Source organism: Pseudomonas sp. GW822-FHT03F08, from assembly GCF_058801265.1.
In genome coordinates this window covers 65,232-84,877 of record NZ_JBXANC010000002.1, presented here as the reverse complement: position 1 = coordinate 84,877, position 19,646 = coordinate 65,232, and the positions used below count along the sequence as shown (strand labels likewise).

Below are 19,646 nucleotides of genomic sequence, written 5' to 3'. Positions count from 1 at the left end.
GGGGCGGCAAAATACTCGGGAATGAACGCAATTCGCCCCAACCGGTACGCGCGTACCGATCGGGGCGAAAGTGACCTGCGAAAAACCGCGATGGATCAGGACGCGTCGATCCAGATGGTTTTCAGCTCGGTGTACTGGTCATGGGCCCAGATCGACTTGTCACGCCCACCAAAACCCGACTCCTTGTAGCCGCCGAAAGGCGTCGAAGCATCACCTTCGCCGAAGCAGTTCACGGTGACGATGCCGGCGCGGATCCCCCGCGAGAGTTTCAGTGCATGGCGCAGGCTGCCGGTGTACGCCGACGCGGCCAGGCCATAAGCCGTGTCGTTGGCCAGGCTGATCGCTTCGTCGACGGAGGTGAACGTGGTCACGCTCAGCACCGGGCCGAAGATTTCTTCCTGAAACAGACGACTGTCACGGCTGACGCCATCGACGATGGTCGGCTCGACGAAGATGTTGTCGGCCGTGTTGCCCCCCGCCAGCACCGACAGGTTTTCGTCCCGGGCATGGTCGAGGTACGAGCGGACCTTCTCGAAATGCGCCTTGCTGATCATCGAGCCCAGACGGTTTTCCGGGTCCAGCGGATCGCCCATTTTCCAGTCGGCCAGATGCACCTGCACGCGCTGGAGCAATTCGTCCTTGATGTCCGAATGCACGATCAGCCGCGACGAGGCCGAACAGTTTTCGCCCATGTTCCAGAACGCGCCGTTGACCACGTGCTGGGCGACCAGATCGACGTCTTCGACATCGTTCATCACCACCGCCGGGTTCTTGCCGCCGCACTCCAGCACGATGCGTTTCAGGTTGGATTCGCTGGAATACTTGAGGAACAACCGCCCGGTATCGGTCGAACCGGTGAAGCTGACCATCGCAACGTCCGGGTGACGGCCCAGCGGTTCGCCCGCTTCCTTGCCGCCGCCGGGCACCACGTTGAACACGCCGGCCGGAATCCCCGCCTGATGCGCCAGCTCGGCTACGCGCAGGGTGCTCAGGGTGGTTTCCTTCGCCGGTTTGACCACAATCGAGCAACCAGCGGCCAGCGACGGGCCGATCTTCCACGCGAGCATCAGCAGCGGGAAATTCCACGGCAACACCAGGCCGACCACGCCAATCGGTTCGCGCACCACCATGGTCACCGCGCCGTTACCGGTCGGTGCGGTCGAGTCGTAGATCTTGTCGATCAGTTCGGCGTGCCAGCGCAGGGTATGAATCGTTTCGGGCACGTCGATGTTCTGGCATTCGCGGATCGGTTTGCCGCTGTCGAGACTTTCCAGCAGCGCCAGTTCATGAGAGTGGTCTTCCAGCAACTGGGCAAACCGCAGCAACACCGATTTGCGCGCCGACGGCGCCAGCCCCTGCCAGCGTCCGTCTTCGAACGCAGCCTTGGCGGCGGCGACAGCAACGTCCACGTCCTGGGCACCACACGCGGTAATTTCGGTCAACACCGCTTCTGTGGCCGGGTTGGTTGTGGTGAAGGTCTTGCCGGACAGCGCGCTGCGAAACTCGCCGTTGATGAACGCCTGATTGCGAAACTCAAGCTTCGCCGCCAGTTCGCGGTATTGCGCTTGACTCAGAAGATCGGCCATTTCAAACCTCCGCGACGATGCGCGCCACATTCTGCTTGAGGGTTTTGATCACGCTTTCCAGCACTTCCTTCTCGGACGCTTCCAGCGGCTGCATCGGCTTGCGCACGCCACCGGCACGCAGGCCGACCAGCTCGCTGCCGTGCTTGATCGACTGGACGAACTTGCCGCTTTCCAGCACGTCCATCAGCGGCAACAGGGCCGACATGATCCGCCGCCCTTTGTCGAAGTTCTTCTCCAGAACGCAGGCTTCGTACAGCGCGATGTGCTCGGCCGGAATGAAGTTCGAACCGGCGCAAACCCAGCTGCGCGCGCCCCAGGCGAAGAACTCCAGGGCCATGTCGTCCCAGCCGCAGGACAGCTGGATTGAAGGATGCGAATGCGCCAGACGATGCAACTGGGCGGTGTCGCCGGAGCTTTCCTTGATCGCGACGATGTTCTTGCAACCGGCAATCGCATCGAAGAACTCAGGGCCCATCGCTACGCCCATCCGCGCCGGATAGTTGTAGAGCATGATCGGCAGGCCGGCGGCCTTGTCCACGGCCAGCACGTGGGCGGCGATTTCCTTTTGCGTCGGCAAGGCATACGGCGGCGAGCCCACCAGAATCGCGTCGGCTTCGATCGACTTGGCATGCTCGGCGAAGGCCACTGCATCTTCGGTGCGGATCCCGCCCGTGCCAATCACCAGTGGGATGCGGCCGTTGATCACTTCCCTGGCGCGTTCGGCCACTTTCAGCCGTTCGGCGGTGGTGTGGGCGTAGTACTCGCCGGTCGAACCACCGATGACGATGCCGTGAACCTGCGACTCGATCAGGTATTCGACCACTTCGGCGAAGGCCGAATAATCGATCTGGCCATCGGCGGACAAAGGCGTAATGGCGGGGGTAAAGATGCCGTCAAAGTTCATAGGGTTTTCTCCAGTGTTTGCAGTGTTCAATCGCTAAGCCCTCGATGACTCGAAGACCTCATTCAACTTTCTCGACCGGCGCGGTACTGCCCCCACTTGAGGTTCATGTTCACCCCGAGGGAAAGAAACGGTTGCGGTGGATTGCCGTTGGGCCCCGGCGCTTGCAGCAGGAAATCGATCAGTTCGTCACGCTGCCCGGCCAGCCAGTCGGCCAGCAACTTGCCGGTGACCGTGCCCCGGGTGACGCCCAGGCCATTGCAACCCAGCGCGCCGTAAACGTTCGGTGCCAGTTCGCCGAAGAAGCCGTTGTGGTTCCTCGACATGGCCAGCGCCCCGCCCCAGGTGTATTCGAACGGCACGCCCGGCAGCATCGGAAAGCGCTGATCGAACGAGGCTCGGTGACGGTGCACGAAGCGTTCGTTGTATTTGCTGTTGCTGCGCCCGTCGGGGTTGAAGCTGAAGCTGTTGCGGATCAGCAAGCGGTTGTCCGGCGTGCGGCGCACCGTGGTGCCGAACGGATCGGCCGGAATCGCGCCCCAGAACGGTTTGCCACCCAGGCGCGCCTGCTCTTCTTCAGTCAGCGGGCGAGTGATGCTGGCGTAGGTGTAGATGGGCAGCATTCGCCCCTGCAGAAAGCCGAAACGCATGCCGAACGAGTTGTTGGCGAGGATCAGTTTGTCGGCGGTGATGCTGCCGTAAGCGTGTTTGAGAACCGTCTGGCGGCCGTACTCCACTTCCAGAATCGGCGTGCGTTCGTACAAGGTGACGTTCGCCGGCAGACTGTCCGCCAGCCCTTTCACCAGCGCCGAAGGCTGAACCAGCACCGCACCGGGCGTGTACAAGGCCTTGCGATAAAAGTGCGTCCCCAGGTGCGAGGGCAACTCGTCCGCATCGATCATCTGATAAGGCTGACCGAGTTTGTCGAGCCCCCGGCGATAAGCCTCCAGCACCGCAATGCCACGCTCTTCGACAGCGGCCTGATACTTGCCGCAGGCTTTCATCTGGCACTCGATGTTGAACCGGTCGACCAGGCAACGCAGGATCGACTGGCCGGCCAGATTGAGTTTCAGACTGGTCCGGGCCAGGTCGATATCGCCGATGTAGTCCTCGGCCCCGATGTCGTGGGGCAGATCGATGGCAAAACCGGCATTGCGACCGGACGGCCCCAACCCCACTTCCTGCGCCTCGACCAGCACCACTTCGTCATCAGGAAAACTCAGCGCCAGTTGCCGTGCAGCGGCCAGCCCGGTGAAACCGGCACCGACAATCACCCAACGGGCCGAGCGATGTCCCCGATGACCGGGCTCGGGGCTGCGTGGGCGGCTCAGGTGGAACCAGCCACAACTGTCATCATCGGCAGGTAGCGAACTGACTTTCATAGTGTTGAACCGTCTATCGTAGGGAGGACAAATCGAACCGGCTTACTTGGCCGCCGCGCGCGCATCGCTCAGCCAGCTGTCGTAGCTTTGCTGGTGGGCCTTGATCCATTCGGCGGCGTGGCGCTTGATGTCGGCCAGGGACTTTTCGCCCTGCTGCATCTTCAGGTTCTGCGCACTTTCGTCGGCGGTGCTGATGCTGACTTCGGAGAGGAACTTGCGGGCCACCGGGTTCTTCTCGGCGAATTCCTTGTTCATGACGGCATTGATCGTGTCCACCGGAAAGCCGAGGTTCTTGCCTTCGTAGAAGGTGTCCTTGCTTTCCTTGCCGTCAGGCAGGTCGGTGTACGGCACCGGCAGCCAGACCACGTCGCGCCCTTCGACCAGCACGCTGGAAATCCACTGCGGCACCCAGGTGAAGAACAGCACGGGCTTGCCTTGCTGGTAGCGGGCGATGGTGTCGGCCATCAACGCGAAGTACGAGCCTCGGTTGTCGACGACGGTGGGCTCCAGGCCATAGGCCTTCATGTGGTGCTCGACCATGACTTCACAGCCCCAGCCCGGGTTGCAACCGGTCAGATCGGCCTTGCCGTCACCGTTGCTGTCGAACAGTTTGGCGATCTCCGGCTTCTTCAGATCCGACAGATCCTTGATGTGATAGGCGTCTGCGGTTTTCTTGTCGATCAGGTAACCCTGCAACACGCCCTTCATGATCTGCCCGACCTTGACCATCACGTCATCGCCGCCGGCCTTTTCATAAAAGGCTTCGTGCAGGTTTTCCCATTCATGCACGGTGAAATCCGCGTCGCCGTAAGAAAGCGCCAGGAACATCGCCGGGTAGTCGGTCTCCTTAGGCTGCTTGACGTCGTAGCCCAGTTCCTTGAGCCCGGCCATGACCACTTCACCGCGAAAACGCTCTTCGGCGATGGTCGGGAAAATCGGCGTGATCGACACACCGGCGCCGGGCTTGTTGGCGTCAGCCGCGTACGCTGCGGAACACAGGACCGTGCCCAGCAGGGAAGCAACCAGACTCGCCACGACGCTTTTCTTGAGATTTGCCAGTTTCATGTTTCACCACGCTTTGGAGTTTTGATCGGTGAGCAGAAAGGTTCAGTTAATGACCGCACGAGCAACGTTCTTCTTTTTCTTCAACTTCATGACCAGGCCGACCGGCCCGCTCTCATACCAGCGCTGCCCGGTGGCCAGATCGCTGCTGCGTTCACCCATGGCCTGGGTCAGGCGATCGAGGAACACCGCCAGCAACACCAGCCCTGCCCCGCCGACACTGGCCAGGCCCATGTCGAGGCGACCGATGCCGCTGAGCACCATCAGCCCCAGCCCGCCGACCGAAATCATCGAGGCGACCACCACCATCGACAGCGACAGCATCAAGGTCTGGTTCAACCCGGCCATCATGGTCGGCGCGGCCAGCGGCAGTTGAACCTTCATCAGCATCTGCATCGGTGTGCAGCCAAAGGCCCGCGCCGCCTCGACCTTGTCCGCCGGCACCTGACGAATGCCGAGATTGGTCAGCCGTACCAGCGGCGCGACAGAGAAGATGATCGTGACAATCACACCGGGCACGTTGCCGATGCCGAACAGCATCACCACCGGCACCAGGTACACGAACGCCGGCAGGGTCTGCATGGCGTCGAGCACCGGGCGGATGATCATTTCCGTACGGTCGCTGCGGGCACAGAGGATGCCCAGCGGAATCCCGATCACCGCGCAGAACAACAGCGAGGTCAGCACCAGCGCCAGGGTGACCATCGCGTCGCTCCACACGCCGATCAGTCCGAGCCCGGTCAACGTCGCCACACTGAAGATCGCGATGCGTTTGCCGCCGATCTGCCAGCTGATAAGCCCGGCGATGATGATGAAGACCGTCGGCGGCAACGAAAGCAGTCCCCACTGGACGCCGTCGAGCACCTGATCGACCGGCCAGCGAATCGATCGAAAGACATCCCGGAAGTTATGCACCAGATATTTAAGGGCGGTTTCAACCCACGACCCCAGAGGAATATTCAAACTCTGGAAGGGATCCAGAAAGTTAAAGTCGGACATGACGCTACCTCGCACTTGCGTACTGCGTGATCATTCTTTTTAAACAGAAGCGCTGTTAAACAAGCGTTCAGTTATTACCGAGACAACTTAAAAGATGCCCCTGCGAGATCGACCCTTTATAAAGTCCAACTTCATCGACCACCGGCATCGGTGTTGAAGAAGCGGCGACTATATGAAAGATCTCGCGCAAGGAAGCGTCGGCCTTGATCGGGGTTTGACGGGCCGGGTCATACGTAATGCCCGAATCGGTTTGCGCGATATCGCCTGCCCGCAATATCCGGCTGGTGTCGAAACCGTTGAAGAAATCCCGGACATACTGGTTCACCGGGTTGCACAGCAATTCACGGGGCGTGCCGATCTGCACCACGCGCCCGCCCTCCATGATCGCGATGCGATGGCCGATGCGCACGGCTTCTTCAATGTCGTGGGAAATGAAAATGATGGTGCGATCCTGCTCAGCCTGAAGCTTGATCAGCTCGCCCTGCATCTCGCTGCGGATCATCGGATCGAGCGCGGAGAACGCTTCGTCCATCAGCAGGATGGCCGGATCGTTAGCCAGCGCCCGGGCCAGGCCGACCCGCTGTTGCATGCCGCCGGAGAGCTGATGGGGGAAGCACATTTCCTGCCCGGAAAGCCCGACCTGTTCAAGGGCGCCCATGGCCCGGCAGTAACGTTCCTTTTCGCCGACTCCGCTGATTTCCAGGCCGAAGCTGACGTTGTCGATGACGCTCATGTGCGGCATCAGGGCAAACGACTGGAAGACCATGCCCATGTCTTTGCGGCGCACCTGCAACAGGTCCTTGTCGCCCAGACCGGTGATTTCCCGACCATTCAGAAAGATGCTGCCGGCGGTGGGTTCAATCAGGCGATTGAACAGTCGGACCATGGTCGATTTGCCGGAACCGGACAAACCCATGATGACAAAGATCTCGCCTCGCTTGACCGAGAAGTTGGCATCGAACACACCAATGGCCTGCCCGGTCTTTTTGAATACTTCGGCTTTCGATGCACCTTCTTTTATCAACTTCATGGCCAGTGCTGGCTGTGAGCCGAAGACTTTATATACATTCTTGACGCAGATTATTTCGTCGGAGCGAGTCATACCTTGCCTCCATCGCGTTGTGCATATTCGGGTTCAAGCAACATGCAATCGAGCGAAACTGGTTTTAAGCGGCAGCGGTAATAGTCATATGTCGTCACGACGGGTTTCCTTTTATTATTTTTGGGACCCCAGGAACGAGGGACGTTTCAAATTTATTAGCATCCCCGCGCTTAATCCAACGACATTTACAGGGGCAAGTTGATAACGTCGGGTTATCGATCACGCCGGCATCCGCCCCTTGCAGCGGGCATCGCCCACCAGCGACTGCGACTATCCTTGCTGCGACGCCGGCATATCCCTGCGCGCAGGCTTGGGCTACCCTCGTCGCGCTTCGCCGGGGAGCCGTATCGTGAGGAGGCCGTACGAATGACCAAGCATGTCGACCCTGACACCATCTTGCTGAAGATGCCGTCCTTGAGGGCCGTAAAGGCATTTGTCGCTGCCGCCAAGTATCAGAGTTTCACCCGTGCCGCCGAAGCATTGTGCGTTTCGCAAGCCGCCATCAGCCGGCAGATCCGCGAACTGGAAAGCTACCTGGGGGCGCAGTTGTTCACCCGTGTCGGGCGGGCCGTCGAGCTCACTTCGGCGGGTGCGCTGTTTTTCGACGCCGCGCAGCTGTCATTCGTGAACATCGCCCAGGCCGCCGAGCGCATCCGCAGCAGCCAGTCCGGCAAGAAAGTGCTGACCATCTGCTGTTCCCCGGCGTTCTCTGCGCTGTGGCTGTCGAATCACCTGCCGGAATTCTTCGCCCAGAGCGAAGGCATCGAGCTGAACCTGATCACCACCCAGAATTTCCTGACCATGGAACCGGGCGTGCAACCCGACGTGTTCATCACCAAGATTTCGCGCATCCGCGAAGGCTATCGCAGCTACCCGCTGTGCCACGACCTGATCTACCCGGTGTGCACGCCGCAGTACCTGGAGCAGCACCCGGAAATCTCGACCATCGAAGGCGTGCGCGATTCGGCCCTGCTGAACCTGAGCCCTTATGGTCGCTCGCAAGTCGCCGAGCATGTCGATTGGGGCGTGTGGCTGGCGTTTCAGTCCATCGACATCGACGACCGCCCGGCGACCAGCCCGCAGATTTTCAATGCCAACGACTACAACCTGCTGATCAGCATGGTGCTGACCCATCAGGGCATCGCACTGGGCTGGAATCACCTGGTTGCGCCGCTGTTGCAGCGCGGCTTGCTGGTGCGCCCGATTGAACAGGAAGTGCAGTTGCGCAACAGCTGGCACTACCTGAGCTGCCGAGAGACGGCGGACAACGAAGACGCCCTGCGCCGGTTTCGCGACTGGATCCTGTCGAAGTTTCCGCGCCGCTAGCCATCGGTTTAGTTATCAATTGCCCGACGAAAATGTCGTTGGAGCGGCATCACCTTCCTGACTCATTGTGGAGCGGCGCCGGCCGGGATCTGGCCGGTTCCCCTCACAGGAAGGAACTGTTGAATGTCACTCTACGAATTCTGCCGCGACTTTGATTTCCTCCAGGCGCCGGCCAAGACCCGGGAGATCCTGCAGAACAGTTTGCTGGATATCGTCGGCGTCATGGCCGGTGCTGCGTCCAACGACACCAGTGTGGCGCTGCGCCGTTTTGCCGTTTCACACTACCCCGCCGGCGAGTACGGCAGCCGCCTGCTGTTCGACGGTCAGCGCGTCAATCTGCTGGGCGCGGGTTGGGCCGGTGGCTTTTCCGCCGACAGCCTCGATGCCCACGAAGGCCACTTCCGATCCAAGGGGCACGCCGGCGCGACCGTGGTACCGGCTCTCCTTGCCCTCGCCGATGCCCTGCATCACCAAGGCAAGGACATTAGCGGGCATGAACTGTTGAGCGCGTTGTGCCTCGGTTATGAAACCGGACTGCGCGCCGGAACAGCCCTGATGGCGACCTCCCCGACTTATCACGCGTCCGGCGGTTTTTCGGCGATTGGCGTGGTCTGCGCCGGCGCCCGGCTGCTGGGTTTTGACGAGACGACATTCCGCCATGCACTCGGCATCGCCGAGTACTTCAGCGCCCGTTGCCCGATGATGCGCCTGATCGCGTTTCCGACCATGTTGCGCGACGCCCATGGCAGTGGCGCCTTTGTCGGATTGAATGCCCTGCTGATGGCCATGGAAGGCGTAACCGGTGCGCCGGCGGAAACCGTCGAGGACGCCTCGGTCGCCGAGCACTGGCTCGACCTCGGTCAGCGCTGGGAAATCGACAGTCAGTATTTCAAACCCTGGCCGGTGTGCCGCTGGGCGCAACCGGCGCTGACCGCGATGCTGCAACTGCAAAAGGAGAATCCAGCGCTCAATGCCGAGGTGATCGAAACGATCCGCGTCGAGACCTTCTACGAGTCGATGTGCCTGCAAGGTCATGCCCCGGCGGATGCCGATCAGGCGCAATACGCCCTGGCCTTTCCGCTGGCAGCGCTGATCGTCAGGGGCAAACTCGGGCCGGACGAAGTCACTGGCGAATCCATTCACGCCGCCGACATTCGCGCCCTGAGCGCACGCATCGAGATCGTCGAGGCGGCCGATATTTCCGCGCGGTTCCCCACTGAAATCCTCTCGCGCGTCACCGTCACCCTGAAAAACGGCAACGTGCTCGTCAGCCCGATCACCGCCGCACGCGGCGATCCCGAAACGGCCCTGAGCCGCGAAGAACTGGAGCAGAAATTCGACCAGTTCGCCTCAAGCCTCGGCCGCGAACGCAGCCTCGCGGTGAAAAAGGCCATTCGCAATCTGGATCAGTCTGCGTCGGCCATCGCCACGCTCGAGCCGGTTTTCGCGCGCCCTCACCCATAACCTCAACGCATCGATTGCCCACCGGAAATGTCGTTTGTGACGGCTTTCCTGGCACAGATAGGCTGGAACCCGTTCCGGCCCTACGCGCATGACGAGGATAACAATGAACAATAAAGACACCGTGGCTGACCTGATCGCACAGCGCAAACCCTGGCACTCGCTGCCGGGCGCCCTCTACCAGGATGAAAACGTCTACCGCCAGGACCTCGAACAGATCTGGCACAAAGACTGGATTTTCGCCGGCCACACCTTCGAAATTTCCAAGCCCGGCCAGTACTTCACCCTGCAGATCGGCGATTACCCGGTCGCCGTAGTGCGTGGCAAGGATGGCGAGGTCCGGGCGTTTCACAACGCCTGCCGCCATCGCGGCGCCAAGATCTGCGAACACGAGCACGGCAAAGTCGCGAAGATGGTCTGTCCCTACCACAAGTGGACTTACGAGCTGGACGGCAACCTGCTGTACGCCGGCAACATGGGCCCGGATTTCGACAAGGCGCAGTACAACCTCAAATCCGTGCACTGCGAAATCGTGCACAGCTACATCTATGTCTGCGTCGCCACCAGGGCGCCGGACTTCGAAGGCTTTCGCAAGGCCGTCAGCCCGTTCATTGCCCCGCATTATCTGGACAACTGCAAAGTGGCTTTCGAGTCGACCATCATCGAGAACGGTAACTGGAAACTGGTGTTCGAGAACAACCGCGAGTGCTACCACTGCGACGGCTCCCACCCCGAACTGCTGAAATCCTACGTCGACAACCCGTCCGTGGGTGGCGCCGGCGGCGAAGATGATCCGCACCTGACGGCCTACTGGAACACCTGCGAGAAAGCCGGGCTGCCAAGCCGACTGGTGATGGACATCAACGGCCAGTACCGCATGACCCGCATCCCGATGTCGTCCGGGGCGGTCAGCTACACCATGGACGGCAAACCTGCGGTGGCCGGGCGCCTGGACAAGACCGCCGAACCGGACATCGGCGCGCTGCTTTACTTCCACTACCCGTCCACCTGGAACCACTTCCTCGGCGACCACGCCCTGAGCTTCCGGGTGCTCCCGATCAGCGCCACGCAAACCATGGTCACCACCAAATGGCTGGTGCCGGACACGGCGGTGGAAGGCGTGGATTACGACCTCGAACGCCTGACCAAAGTCTGGGTCGCCACCAATGATCAGGACCGCACGCTGGTCGAAGGTACCCAGCGTGGCGTGACCTCTCCGTCCTATGAACCGGGGCCGTTCTCGGAAACAGCGGAGACCGGCGTCTGCCAGTTCGATGACTGGTACTGCGCCACGATGACGGACCGGCTCAAGGGGCCGATTCCGTTGAAGTCCGTGGGCTGACCGGCATTCGGGGCAACATCGGCCGGGCCTGCGTCCCAGCGTCGCAGGCCCGGCACCTTGGCAAACGCCACACAAGGCTTAAAATCGCGCCTCCTCTTGCAGTCGCCCGACCGGCGCCTGCCCGCAGCCATGACAACCCTCAGGTTTGAACAGCCGGCCACTTTCACACAGTGCGCCAGGCTCAATCGTCCTGCCCGTTCGGCGGTCGCTTGTCTTCAACACACTTCGGCTTGGCACTCGCATGCGCAGAGGCGCACGTTCCGCTGTTCGATCACTTGAGGTTTTTATGACACCGCGTTTGCTGGCCATGGCGCTGGCGCCCCTGCTCGGGCTGTTCATCGTTGCGCTGGGCAACGGCTTTCTGTCTTCTTTGACCACCTTGCGCCTGGGCGCTGCCGGCGAATCGGCGACGATGATCGGCATCGTCTCCTCGGCCTATTTCATCGGCCTGACCCTGGGCGCGATCTTCAACGACCGGCTGATTCTGCGCATCGGCCACATCCGCGCCTACAGCAGCTTCGCCTCGCTGATCGCCGCGACCATCCTGCTGCAAGGGCTGTTTTATGACACCTGGGGCTGGGTCGTCCTGCGCCTGATCAACGGCTGGGCCACGGTCGGCGTGTTTCTGGTGATCGAGAGCTGGCTGCTGCTGGCCGGCGACGCGAAGATTCGCGGGCGTCTGCTGGCGCTGTACATGATCGTCCTCTACGGCGCCGGGGTGCTCGGCCAGGCCACGCTGGGGAAAATCACCGGCCTGGGCGATACCGCACCGTTCATGGTGGCCGGCATGCTCGCGACGTTGTCGGTGTTGCCGATCGTGATCCTGCCGCGCGTGTCGCCGTTGCTGGAACAGGTCGAACCGCTCAAGCCACGGGCCTTGCTCGGCGTATCACCGACCGGGCTGGTCGGCTGCTTCGGCTCCGGCGTCACCATCGCGGCGATCTACACCCTGCTGCCGCTGTACCTGCAACGCATCGGCCTGAACGTCGGCGAAGTCGGCAGCATGATGGCCTGGACGATCCTCGGCGCGATGCTGTTGCAATACCCGGTCGGGCGCTGGTCCGACCGCAAGGATCGCCTGCAAGTGCTGACCGTGCTGTGCGCCGCGTGCACCGTGCTGTCGCTGGTGATCGTGCTGGTGCCGCTGTCCTCGGCCATGCTCGCGGCGGCTCTGTTCCTGTTGGGCGGCGGCGTGTTCGCGCTGTACCCGGTCGCCGTCAGCCACGCTGCCGACCGTGCACCGGTCGAAACGTTGGTGCCGATGATTCAAGGCATGCTGTTGATCAACTCGTTGGGCTCGGCGATGAGCCCGCTGCTGATTTCGCCGGCGATGAACGCCCATGGCGGAAGCGGCCTGTTCTGGGCCTTCGCGCTGGTCAACCTGAGCATGGTGACGTTCTTCTTCTGGCGCCGTGGCAAGCGTCCGGTGCCGGCCAATCCTGCTCCGTTTGCAGCAGCGGCAACCTTCTCGCCAACTGGCGCCGAGCTGCGGGTGACCGAGGATCTGCGTCAGGCCGCGCAGGAGCATCCGCCGATGGTCGATGCGTTGAGTGGCGAAGCGGCGCCGACAACGGGATCGCGTTACGAAGCCAGTTGAGTTTCTGGCAGGCATAAAAAAACCGGTGACTATCGTCACCGGTTTTTTTTGCCTGTTACATCAGTGCGGTGCCCGAGGAATGGTCTTCATCAGGTCTTCAGGGCTGATATGCCCCACCACACTGCCCGGCTGCGGCAGATTCAGGATGTGGCCCTTCATCTTGCCGATCACGTGCATTTCGCACGGTTTGCAGTCGAACTTCAGGGTCAGCACTTCGTCGCCGTGGATCAACTGCATCGGCGCGACTTTGGTCTTCACACCCGTCACGCCTTTGGCCTGTTTCGGGCACAGGTTGAAGGAGAACCGCAGGCAGTGCTTGGTGATCATCACCGGCACTTCGCCCGCCTCTTCGTGTGCTTCGTACGCGGCGTCGATCAGCTTCACACCGTGGCGGTGGTAGAAGTCGCGAGCCTTCTGGTTGTAGACGTTGGCCAGGAACGACAGGTGCGCCTCCGGGTACACCGGCGGTGGCGTGGTTTCAGCCTTGCGTCCACCGCGCGGGTGGGCGGCAACACGGGCGGCGGTCAGCGCTTCGATCACTTCGCGGCGCAACGACTTGAGCTGCGAGTTCGGGATGAAGAACGCTTGTGGCGCATCGAGTTTGATCGAGGTCGCGTGGTACTCGGTGGTGCCGAGTTGACCGAGCAGGTCGTGCAAGGTGTCCAGCGCCTGTTCCGGTTTGTTGGCGACGCCGAACGGGCCTTCCAGCGCAACGCTGGCACTGATGCCCTCTTCGCTGGTGACGGTCAGTTCCAGACGTTCTTCACGCAGCTTCGCCAGCCAGCTCACGCCGATACGACGCTCGGCAGAAGTCTTGAGCAAGGCCTGCTGCCAGTTGTGGTCGAGGTTGCGGTTCAGCGGATGGTTCGGGCGCAGCTTGTACAGGCCTTCCGGCATTTCGTTCGGCTCGACGCGGTAGCGGTAGCGCTTCTCGCCTTCTTCCTCGAACTCGCCTTTGGCTTCGGCGATGTTGGCGCGGAAACCCACCACTTCGCGCTTGACCAGCACGTTGAGGCCGTCGCCGTTGGACAGTGGCTCGTGGGTGATGACTTGCATGTCACGCTTGCCGACTTTCTCGACCGTGCCCACCGCCAGACCGGTGAAGGTCGGCGAATCGAACGCGCCGATGTCGATCTTGCGCTCGCTGACGAAGTAGTCGGTGCTGCCACGGTGGAAGGTCTTTTCCGGGTCCGGCATGAAGAAATGCGCGGTACGGCCGCTAGAGGCGCGGGCCAGATCCGGACGGTCGTTGAGCACGTCGTCGAGGCGCTGACGGTAATAGGCGGTGATGTTCTTCACATAGCCCATGTCCTTGTAGCGACCTTCGATCTTGAACGAACGCACACCGGCCTCGACCAGTGCGCGGATGTTGGCGCTCTGGTTGTTGTCCTTCATCGACAGCAGGTGTTTTTCGTAGGCGATCACGCCACCCTTTTCGTCTTTCAGGGTGTACGGCAGACGGCAGGCCTGGGAGCAGTCGCCACGGTTGGCACTGCGCCCGGTCTGCGCGTGGGAAATGTTGCACTGGCCGGAAAACGCCACGCACAACGCGCCGTGAATGAAGAACTCGATGGCGGCATCGGTTTCATCGGCGATCGCGCGGATTTCCTTGAGGTTCAGTTCACGGGCCAGTACCAGTTGCGAGAAACCGGCCTGATCGAGGAACTTGGCCCGCTCAAGGGTGCGGATGTCGGTCTGGGTGCTGGCGTGCAGCTCGATGGGTGGAATGTCCAGCTCCATCACGCCCAGGTCCTGGACGATCAGCGCATCGACGCCGGCGTCGTACAACTGATGGATCAGCTTGCGCGCCGGCTCCAGTTCGTTGTCGTGCAGGATGGTGTTGATGGTGGTGAAGATGCGCGCGTGATAGCGACGGGCAAATTCCACCAGTTCGGCGATTTCGCTCACCTCGTTGCACGCGTTGTGGCGCGCCCCGAAGCTCGGGCCGCCGATGTACACCGCGTCGGCGCCATGCAGGATGGCCTCGCGGGCGATGGCCACGTCACGGGCGGGGCTGAGCAGTTCCAGGTGATGTTTGGGCAAGGACATATGTTTTTTTAGTCAGGCTGTCACGGTCGAGGCGCGCATTGTAGCCGCGAAACGCGTGGCCGGCACGCCTGTGCTGCCGGGTGGCTGTTTTAAACCCGCCCGGACGCAGATCGTTCAGATCGTTCCCACGCTCCGCGTGGGAATGCAGCCCGGGACGCTCCGCGTCCCTTCCACGGCAGGACGCTGAGCGTCCATGGAGGCATTCCCACGCAGAGCGTGGGAACGATCATCCGGGGCTGAATCAGGCTTTCGCGGCCATCGCAGTCACTTCCACCTTCATCCCTTCAACCGCCAGCGCCGCCACGCCAACCGCTGCGCGCACCGGCCAAGGCTTGGCGAAGTAGCGCTTGTACACCTCGTTGAATGCGGCGCGGTCAGCCATGTCGGTCAGGTAGATGGTCAGGTGCAGCACGCGGTCCATCGAACTGCCGGCCTTTTCCAGTGCGACTTTCAATGCCTGCAGCGTGCATTCGCTTTGCGCAGTGACGTCGCCCAGTTCCAGACTGCCGTCGGCACGGGTCGGAATCTGGGTCGACATCAGGATGCCGTTGAATTCGGTCACGTCCGAAGAGATCGAGTCTGCATCCGGATCCGGGGTGTAGGTGATGTCTTGGTTGGCCATGGGAAAGTCCTTCGCTGGCAGTGAGGACGGCGCCATCGCGCGCCGTTTCGGGCGGCCAGTTTACAGACACGGCGGCGGGTTTGAAGCCATGGTGGTTTTCGGGGTGATTTCTGACGGATGTTTCAGCGTGTTTTGTTGGCTGATAAACAGGTTTCGATGCGTGTGTTTAAAGACACCTGGAGTTACGCGCAATTGCCCACAAATCCTTGCGCCAGAGCCTACGGCTACGCCAGAATCCGCCGGCTTGTGCGCCTTGGGGTCGGCCGGTAACTTGGATCGGGTCACTGATTCGCAGTGATCGGGTTTAGTAGCCCGTTGGTATTTGAAGAATGCACAAGTGTCTGTCAGTCAGGTATTTCAATACCTGGATTTGATGGTGGCTGTGCGTAGGGTGCCCCCGGGCACGCCGGCTTTCTTCTTTTCCCCGGTCTACTAACCTGCGCACAGCTGCCTCCCCCCTTGTTTAGTAGCTCGGGTCTGGCGGCTTCACCATAGGAAAAGAATGAACATGTTCAAAGCAACTCCAAATCCCCCGGTCACCGAACCGGCCAGCATCACCGACCCAACGTCCCCCTACGAATGCCCTGACTCCAAGAGATTCAACGAAGCCGCCAACCGCGCCCTCGACTACCACCTCGGCCCGATATCAGCCCACATGATGGCCGCGCCCTACTCCCCCAACCGCCTCTACCAGGCCAACCCGGCCAGCAACAACGAATCCTTGCTGGTCGACGCCGTCGAAACCCTCGGCTCGGCCAACGTCATGCTCAACAACTTCGCCGACCTCCTCCAGGGCCCCCACCGCAAGACCGCGCAGGGTATTGCGCAGGTTGTGATGTTGGCGGAACTGGCGGTGAATCAGGTTCTGGATAAGGTCGTACCGACCGAGTAATACCCAGCGGCGGGGTCTCCCCCCGCCGTCACCGAGTTGTTTGATAGCTCTTCGCAACTGGATATCCCCCCAAACCCAATTATGCTCAATAGAACCTCGCCCAATCTGCGAGGCCGTCAGTCTGTCCGCGCGCCACCCACCCGGTGAAGCGCAACACCCCCAGGCCACGGGTACAGCAACACTGTTAGGTGCTCCGGCCTACAACAACAAGCACGACGGAGAACACCCATGGCAGTACTCGACAGCATGTCCACCGGCAGTGCCCCGCACCACAGCGTCAGCCGAGAGGAGCGCAAGGTCATCTTCGCCTCCTCCCTCGGCACGGTGTTCGAGTGGTACGACTTCTACCTCTACGGCTCGCTCGCCGCGATCATCGCCAAGCACTTCTTCGCCGGGGTCAACGAGACCACGGCCTTCATTTTCGCCCTGCTCGCCTTCGCCGCCGGTTTTGCGGTGCGGCCGTTTGGTGCGGTGGTATTCGGGCGGTTGGGTGACATGATCGGGCGCAAGCACACGTTTCTGATCACGATAGTGATCATGGGGGTGTCGACGGCGATTGTGGGGTTCCTGCCGGGTTACGCGACCATCGGGGTCGCGGCGCCGATCATTCTGATCACCCTGCGATTGTTGCAAGGTCTGGCGCTGGGCGGTGAATACGGTGGCGCGGCGACCTATGTCGCAGAGCATGCGCCGAAGGGCAAGCGCGGGTATTTCACGTCTTGGATTCAGACGACGGCGACGCTGGGGCTGTTTCTGTCGCTGCTGGTGATTCTGGCCTGCCGCACCGCGCTGGGCACCGAGGCGTTCGAGGCCTGGGGCTGGCGGATTCCGTTCCTGCTGTCGATCTTCTTGCTGGCCGTGTCGGTGTACATCCGTCTGCAACTGAACGAGTCACCGGTGTTCATGAAGATGAAGGCCGAAGGCAAATCCTCGAAAGCGCCGCTGACCGAATCCTTCGCCCGTTGGGACAACCTGAAAATCGTGATCATGGCGCTGCTTGGCGGCACCGCAGGGCAAGCGGTGGTCTGGTACACCGGGCAGTTCTACGCGCTGTTTTTCCTGCTGCAAACACTGAAGATCGACCCGCAAACCGCCAACCTGCTGATCGCCGGTTCGCTGCTGATCGGCACGCCGTTTTTCGTGATTTTCGGCAGCCTGTCCGATCGCATCGGGCGCAAGGGCATCATCATGGCCGGGTGCATTCTGGCGGCGGTGACCTACTTCCCGATCTTCCACGCGCTGACCCAGTACGGTAACCCTGACGTATTCGTCGCCCAGGAAAAGAACCCGGTCAAAGTGGTCGCCAACCCTGACCAGTGCTCGTTCCAGTTCGATCCGGTGGGCAAGGCCAAATTCACCAGTTCCTGCGACCTGGCGAAAACCATCCTGGCCAAACGGGCGATCCCCTACGAAAACGTGGTGGCGGAACCGGGCACCGTGGCTCAGGTGCGTATCGGCGACAAGGTCATCGAAAGTTTCGAAGGCACCGCCATGCCGGCCGCCGACTTCAAGACCCGCAACGACGCCTTCACCGCCAGCCTCGGCACCGCGTTGAAAGAGGCCGGTTACCCGGAAAAAGCCGACCCGGCCAAGACCAATTACCCGATGGTGCTGCTCCTGCTGACCGTGCTGGTGATCTACGTGACCATGGTTTACGGCCCGATTGCGGCGTGGCTGGTTGAGCTGTTCCCGGCGCGCATCCGCTACACCTCGATGTCGCTGCCCTATCACATCGGCAACGGTTGGTTCGGCGGGTTCCTGCCGACTGTGGCGTTCGCCATGGTCGCGGCCACCGGGGATATCTATTACGGCCTGTGGTACCCGATTGTCATCGCAGTGATGACGGCGATTCTCGGCATTTTCTTCATGCCGGAAACCAAGGATCGGGACATCCATCACACCTGAGGATAGAGCGCCGCCCGCTTCTGCAAAGAAGGGGCGGCGCCAGCCTCACCGTGTTTCCCAGCGTTGCACGGCAGGCGGGATTATCGAAGCAGCCGTCACTGACGCATCGATTTCTTCCAGGCTCAAGTGCGCGGTTTCCTTGAGGAAGAACGAGCAGACCGCCACGATCCCCAACGCCACCGCGCCGTAAACTGCTACGCCAAACGCGTCGTGGTTGTTGGCGATCAGAATGGCCGTGGCCACACTCGATGCCGTCCCGCCTCCCAGCGCGGCACCGATCTGGTACGCCGCCGACATCCCTGAATAACGCATGTCCCGTGGAAATTGCTCGGCCAGAAACGCCGGGATCGGCCCTTGCGTTGCGCCCATGAAGGCACCGATCACGATGTAGGCGAGCGTCGAGATCAACAGGCTTTTCAAACCCACCAACGGGAAGAACATGAAGAACCCGGCCGCCATGATGAACGCCCCCAGGATCATCACCTTGCGCCGGCCGATGCGGTCGGAAAGCAAGGCAAACAGCGGCGCGGTGATGACAATGGCGACCGACAGCGCGATGTCGAAAATCAGCGCATCGGTGCTGCCATAACCCAACTGCGTGGCGTAGGACAGGAAGAACGTGCTGCCGATATACGCGATGGTCACGTAGCCAAACGCGATGCCGGTGCACAGCAACATGGCCCGAGGTCGCGCACGCAACGCTTCAATCAACGGCATGCGCCCGTGGACGTTCGGTTCATTGAGCGACTGCGCCGGTTTCTGTAACCGTGCATACAGCCCGACCAGCACCAGCACACCGCCCAACCAGAATGGAATGCGCCAGGCAAAACCGGCGAGGTCATCGTTGGCCGCCACGCTGACCACAGCGAACACCGCCGAGCCGAGAATCCCGCCGATGCCGATGCCCATGCTGGTGAAACTGCCCCACAGCCCTCGACGCCCCACGGGTGCCGACTCGATGCCGAACAGCGCCGCCCCGCCCCACTCGCCTCCCGCCGCAAAGCCCTGCACCAGCCGCAACAACACCAGCAACGCCGGCGCGCCCAAACCGATCGACGCGTAGCCCGGCAGGCACCCGATCAGAAACGTACTGAGCCCCATCAACAACAAGGTGATGACCAGCATTTTCTGGCGGCCGAGCTTGTCGCCGTAATGCCCGAACACCATGCCGCCCAACGGCCGGGCGAAGAACCCCGCGCCGAACGCGCCAAAGGCAACGAGCGTCGCGGTGAGCGGATCCATCTGCGGGAAAAACACCTTCGGAAACACCAGCGCGGCGGCGGTTCCGTAGATCACGAAGTCATAGAACTCCAGGGCGGTGCCCATGCCGGAGACGAAGAAGGTTCTCAGCGCCGACGGTGAACCCGCCGTGCGTTCAGGGTGACTGGCCATGTGGGGTGCTCCTCTTGTTGTTGTTTTT

At 61.5% G+C, this 19,646-nt stretch carries 15 protein-coding genes; 6 read left to right on the top strand and 9 right to left on the bottom strand.

The features are described 5' to 3' along the window. Positions 1-95: 95 nt before the first annotated feature. The 6 genes from AC1RME_RS04165 to AC1RME_RS04140 all read right to left on the bottom strand — a co-directional run bounded on the left by AC1RME_RS04165 (position 96) and on the right by AC1RME_RS04140 (position 7,032). The gene (locus AC1RME_RS04165) at positions 96-1,586 is read right to left on the bottom strand and encodes an aldehyde dehydrogenase (RefSeq protein WP_493090564.1); all 1,491 of its coding nucleotides are present in this window, start codon (positions 1,584-1,586) and stop codon (positions 96-98) included. Between the two features lies 1 nt (position 1,587). Continuing rightward, positions 1,588-2,490, bottom strand: coding sequence for a dihydrodipicolinate synthase family protein (locus AC1RME_RS04160; protein WP_493090562.1), 903 nt, complete (start codon positions 2,488-2,490; stop codon positions 1,588-1,590). A 62-nt stretch (positions 2,491-2,552) separates the two neighbouring features. After that, a complete protein-coding gene (locus AC1RME_RS04155) occupies positions 2,553-3,869 on the bottom strand; it encodes an NAD(P)/FAD-dependent oxidoreductase (RefSeq protein ID WP_096821682.1) in 1,317 nt (438 codons plus the stop codon). A gap of 42 nt (positions 3,870-3,911) precedes the next feature. Continuing rightward, on the bottom strand, positions 3,912-4,934 hold the full coding sequence (gene proX, locus AC1RME_RS04150) for a glycine betaine/L-proline ABC transporter substrate-binding protein ProX (RefSeq protein WP_493090560.1): 1,023 nt from the start codon (positions 4,932-4,934) through the stop codon (positions 3,912-3,914). A 42-nt stretch (positions 4,935-4,976) separates the two neighbouring features. Next, positions 4,977-5,930, bottom strand: coding sequence for a glycine betaine/L-proline ABC transporter permease ProW (gene proW, locus AC1RME_RS04145; RefSeq protein WP_102621643.1), 954 nt, complete (start codon positions 5,928-5,930; stop codon positions 4,977-4,979). Positions 5,931-5,997: 67 nt separating this feature from the next. Continuing rightward, positions 5,998-7,032: a quaternary amine ABC transporter ATP-binding protein gene (locus AC1RME_RS04140; protein WP_096821680.1), complete on the bottom strand. Its 1,035-nt coding sequence runs from the start codon at positions 7,030-7,032 to the stop codon at positions 5,998-6,000. Between the two features lie 366 nt (positions 7,033-7,398). Here AC1RME_RS04140 and AC1RME_RS04135 point away from each other — a divergent pair, with 366 nt between their 5' ends. The 4 genes from AC1RME_RS04135 to AC1RME_RS04120 all read left to right on the top strand — a co-directional run bounded on the left by AC1RME_RS04135 (position 7,399) and on the right by AC1RME_RS04120 (position 12,758). Next, on the top strand, positions 7,399-8,358 hold the full coding sequence (locus AC1RME_RS04135; protein WP_096821679.1) for a LysR family transcriptional regulator: 960 nt from the start codon (positions 7,399-7,401) through the stop codon (positions 8,356-8,358). A 123-nt stretch (positions 8,359-8,481) separates the two neighbouring features. Next, positions 8,482-9,822: an MmgE/PrpD family protein gene (locus AC1RME_RS04130; protein WP_493090558.1), complete on the top strand. Its 1,341-nt coding sequence runs from the start codon at positions 8,482-8,484 to the stop codon at positions 9,820-9,822. Between the two features lie 103 nt (positions 9,823-9,925). Continuing rightward, complete coding sequence (locus AC1RME_RS04125; protein ID WP_493090556.1) at positions 9,926-11,161, top strand: aromatic ring-hydroxylating oxygenase subunit alpha; 1,236 nt, start codon at positions 9,926-9,928, stop codon at positions 11,159-11,161. Between the two features lie 286 nt (positions 11,162-11,447). Next, positions 11,448-12,758 carry an MFS transporter gene (locus AC1RME_RS04120; protein WP_102621647.1) on the top strand — a complete coding sequence of 437 codons (1,311 nt, stop codon included), beginning with the start codon at positions 11,448-11,450 and terminating at the stop codon, positions 12,756-12,758. Between the two features lie 60 nt (positions 12,759-12,818). Here the strand turns inward: AC1RME_RS04120 and AC1RME_RS04115 are convergent, their stop codons facing one another. Further along, positions 12,819-14,807 (bottom strand): peptidase U32 family protein, encoded by a 1,989-nt coding sequence (locus tag AC1RME_RS04115; protein WP_474734869.1) that lies wholly within the window; start codon positions 14,805-14,807, stop codon positions 12,819-12,821. 241 nt (positions 14,808-15,048) lie between these two features. After that, complete coding sequence (locus AC1RME_RS04110; protein WP_007955413.1) at positions 15,049-15,429, bottom strand: RidA family protein; 381 nt, start codon at positions 15,427-15,429, stop codon at positions 15,049-15,051. A 508-nt stretch (positions 15,430-15,937) separates the two neighbouring features. On the opposite strand from AC1RME_RS04110, the gene AC1RME_RS04105 reads away from it, so the two are divergent. Then, a complete protein-coding gene (locus AC1RME_RS04105) occupies positions 15,938-16,321 on the top strand; it encodes a DUF6124 family protein (protein WP_273536471.1) in 384 nt (127 codons plus the stop codon). Positions 16,322-16,549: 228 nt separating this feature from the next. After that, positions 16,550-18,226 (top strand): MFS transporter, encoded by a 1,677-nt coding sequence (locus AC1RME_RS04100; RefSeq protein ID WP_493090553.1) that lies wholly within the window; start codon positions 16,550-16,552, stop codon positions 18,224-18,226. Between the two features lie 45 nt (positions 18,227-18,271). On the opposite strand, the gene AC1RME_RS04095 is transcribed toward AC1RME_RS04100, so the two are convergent. Then, a complete protein-coding gene (locus AC1RME_RS04095; RefSeq protein ID WP_493090551.1) occupies positions 18,272-19,618 on the bottom strand; it encodes an MFS transporter in 1,347 nt (448 codons plus the stop codon). Between the last annotated feature and the right edge of the window lie 28 nt (positions 19,619-19,646).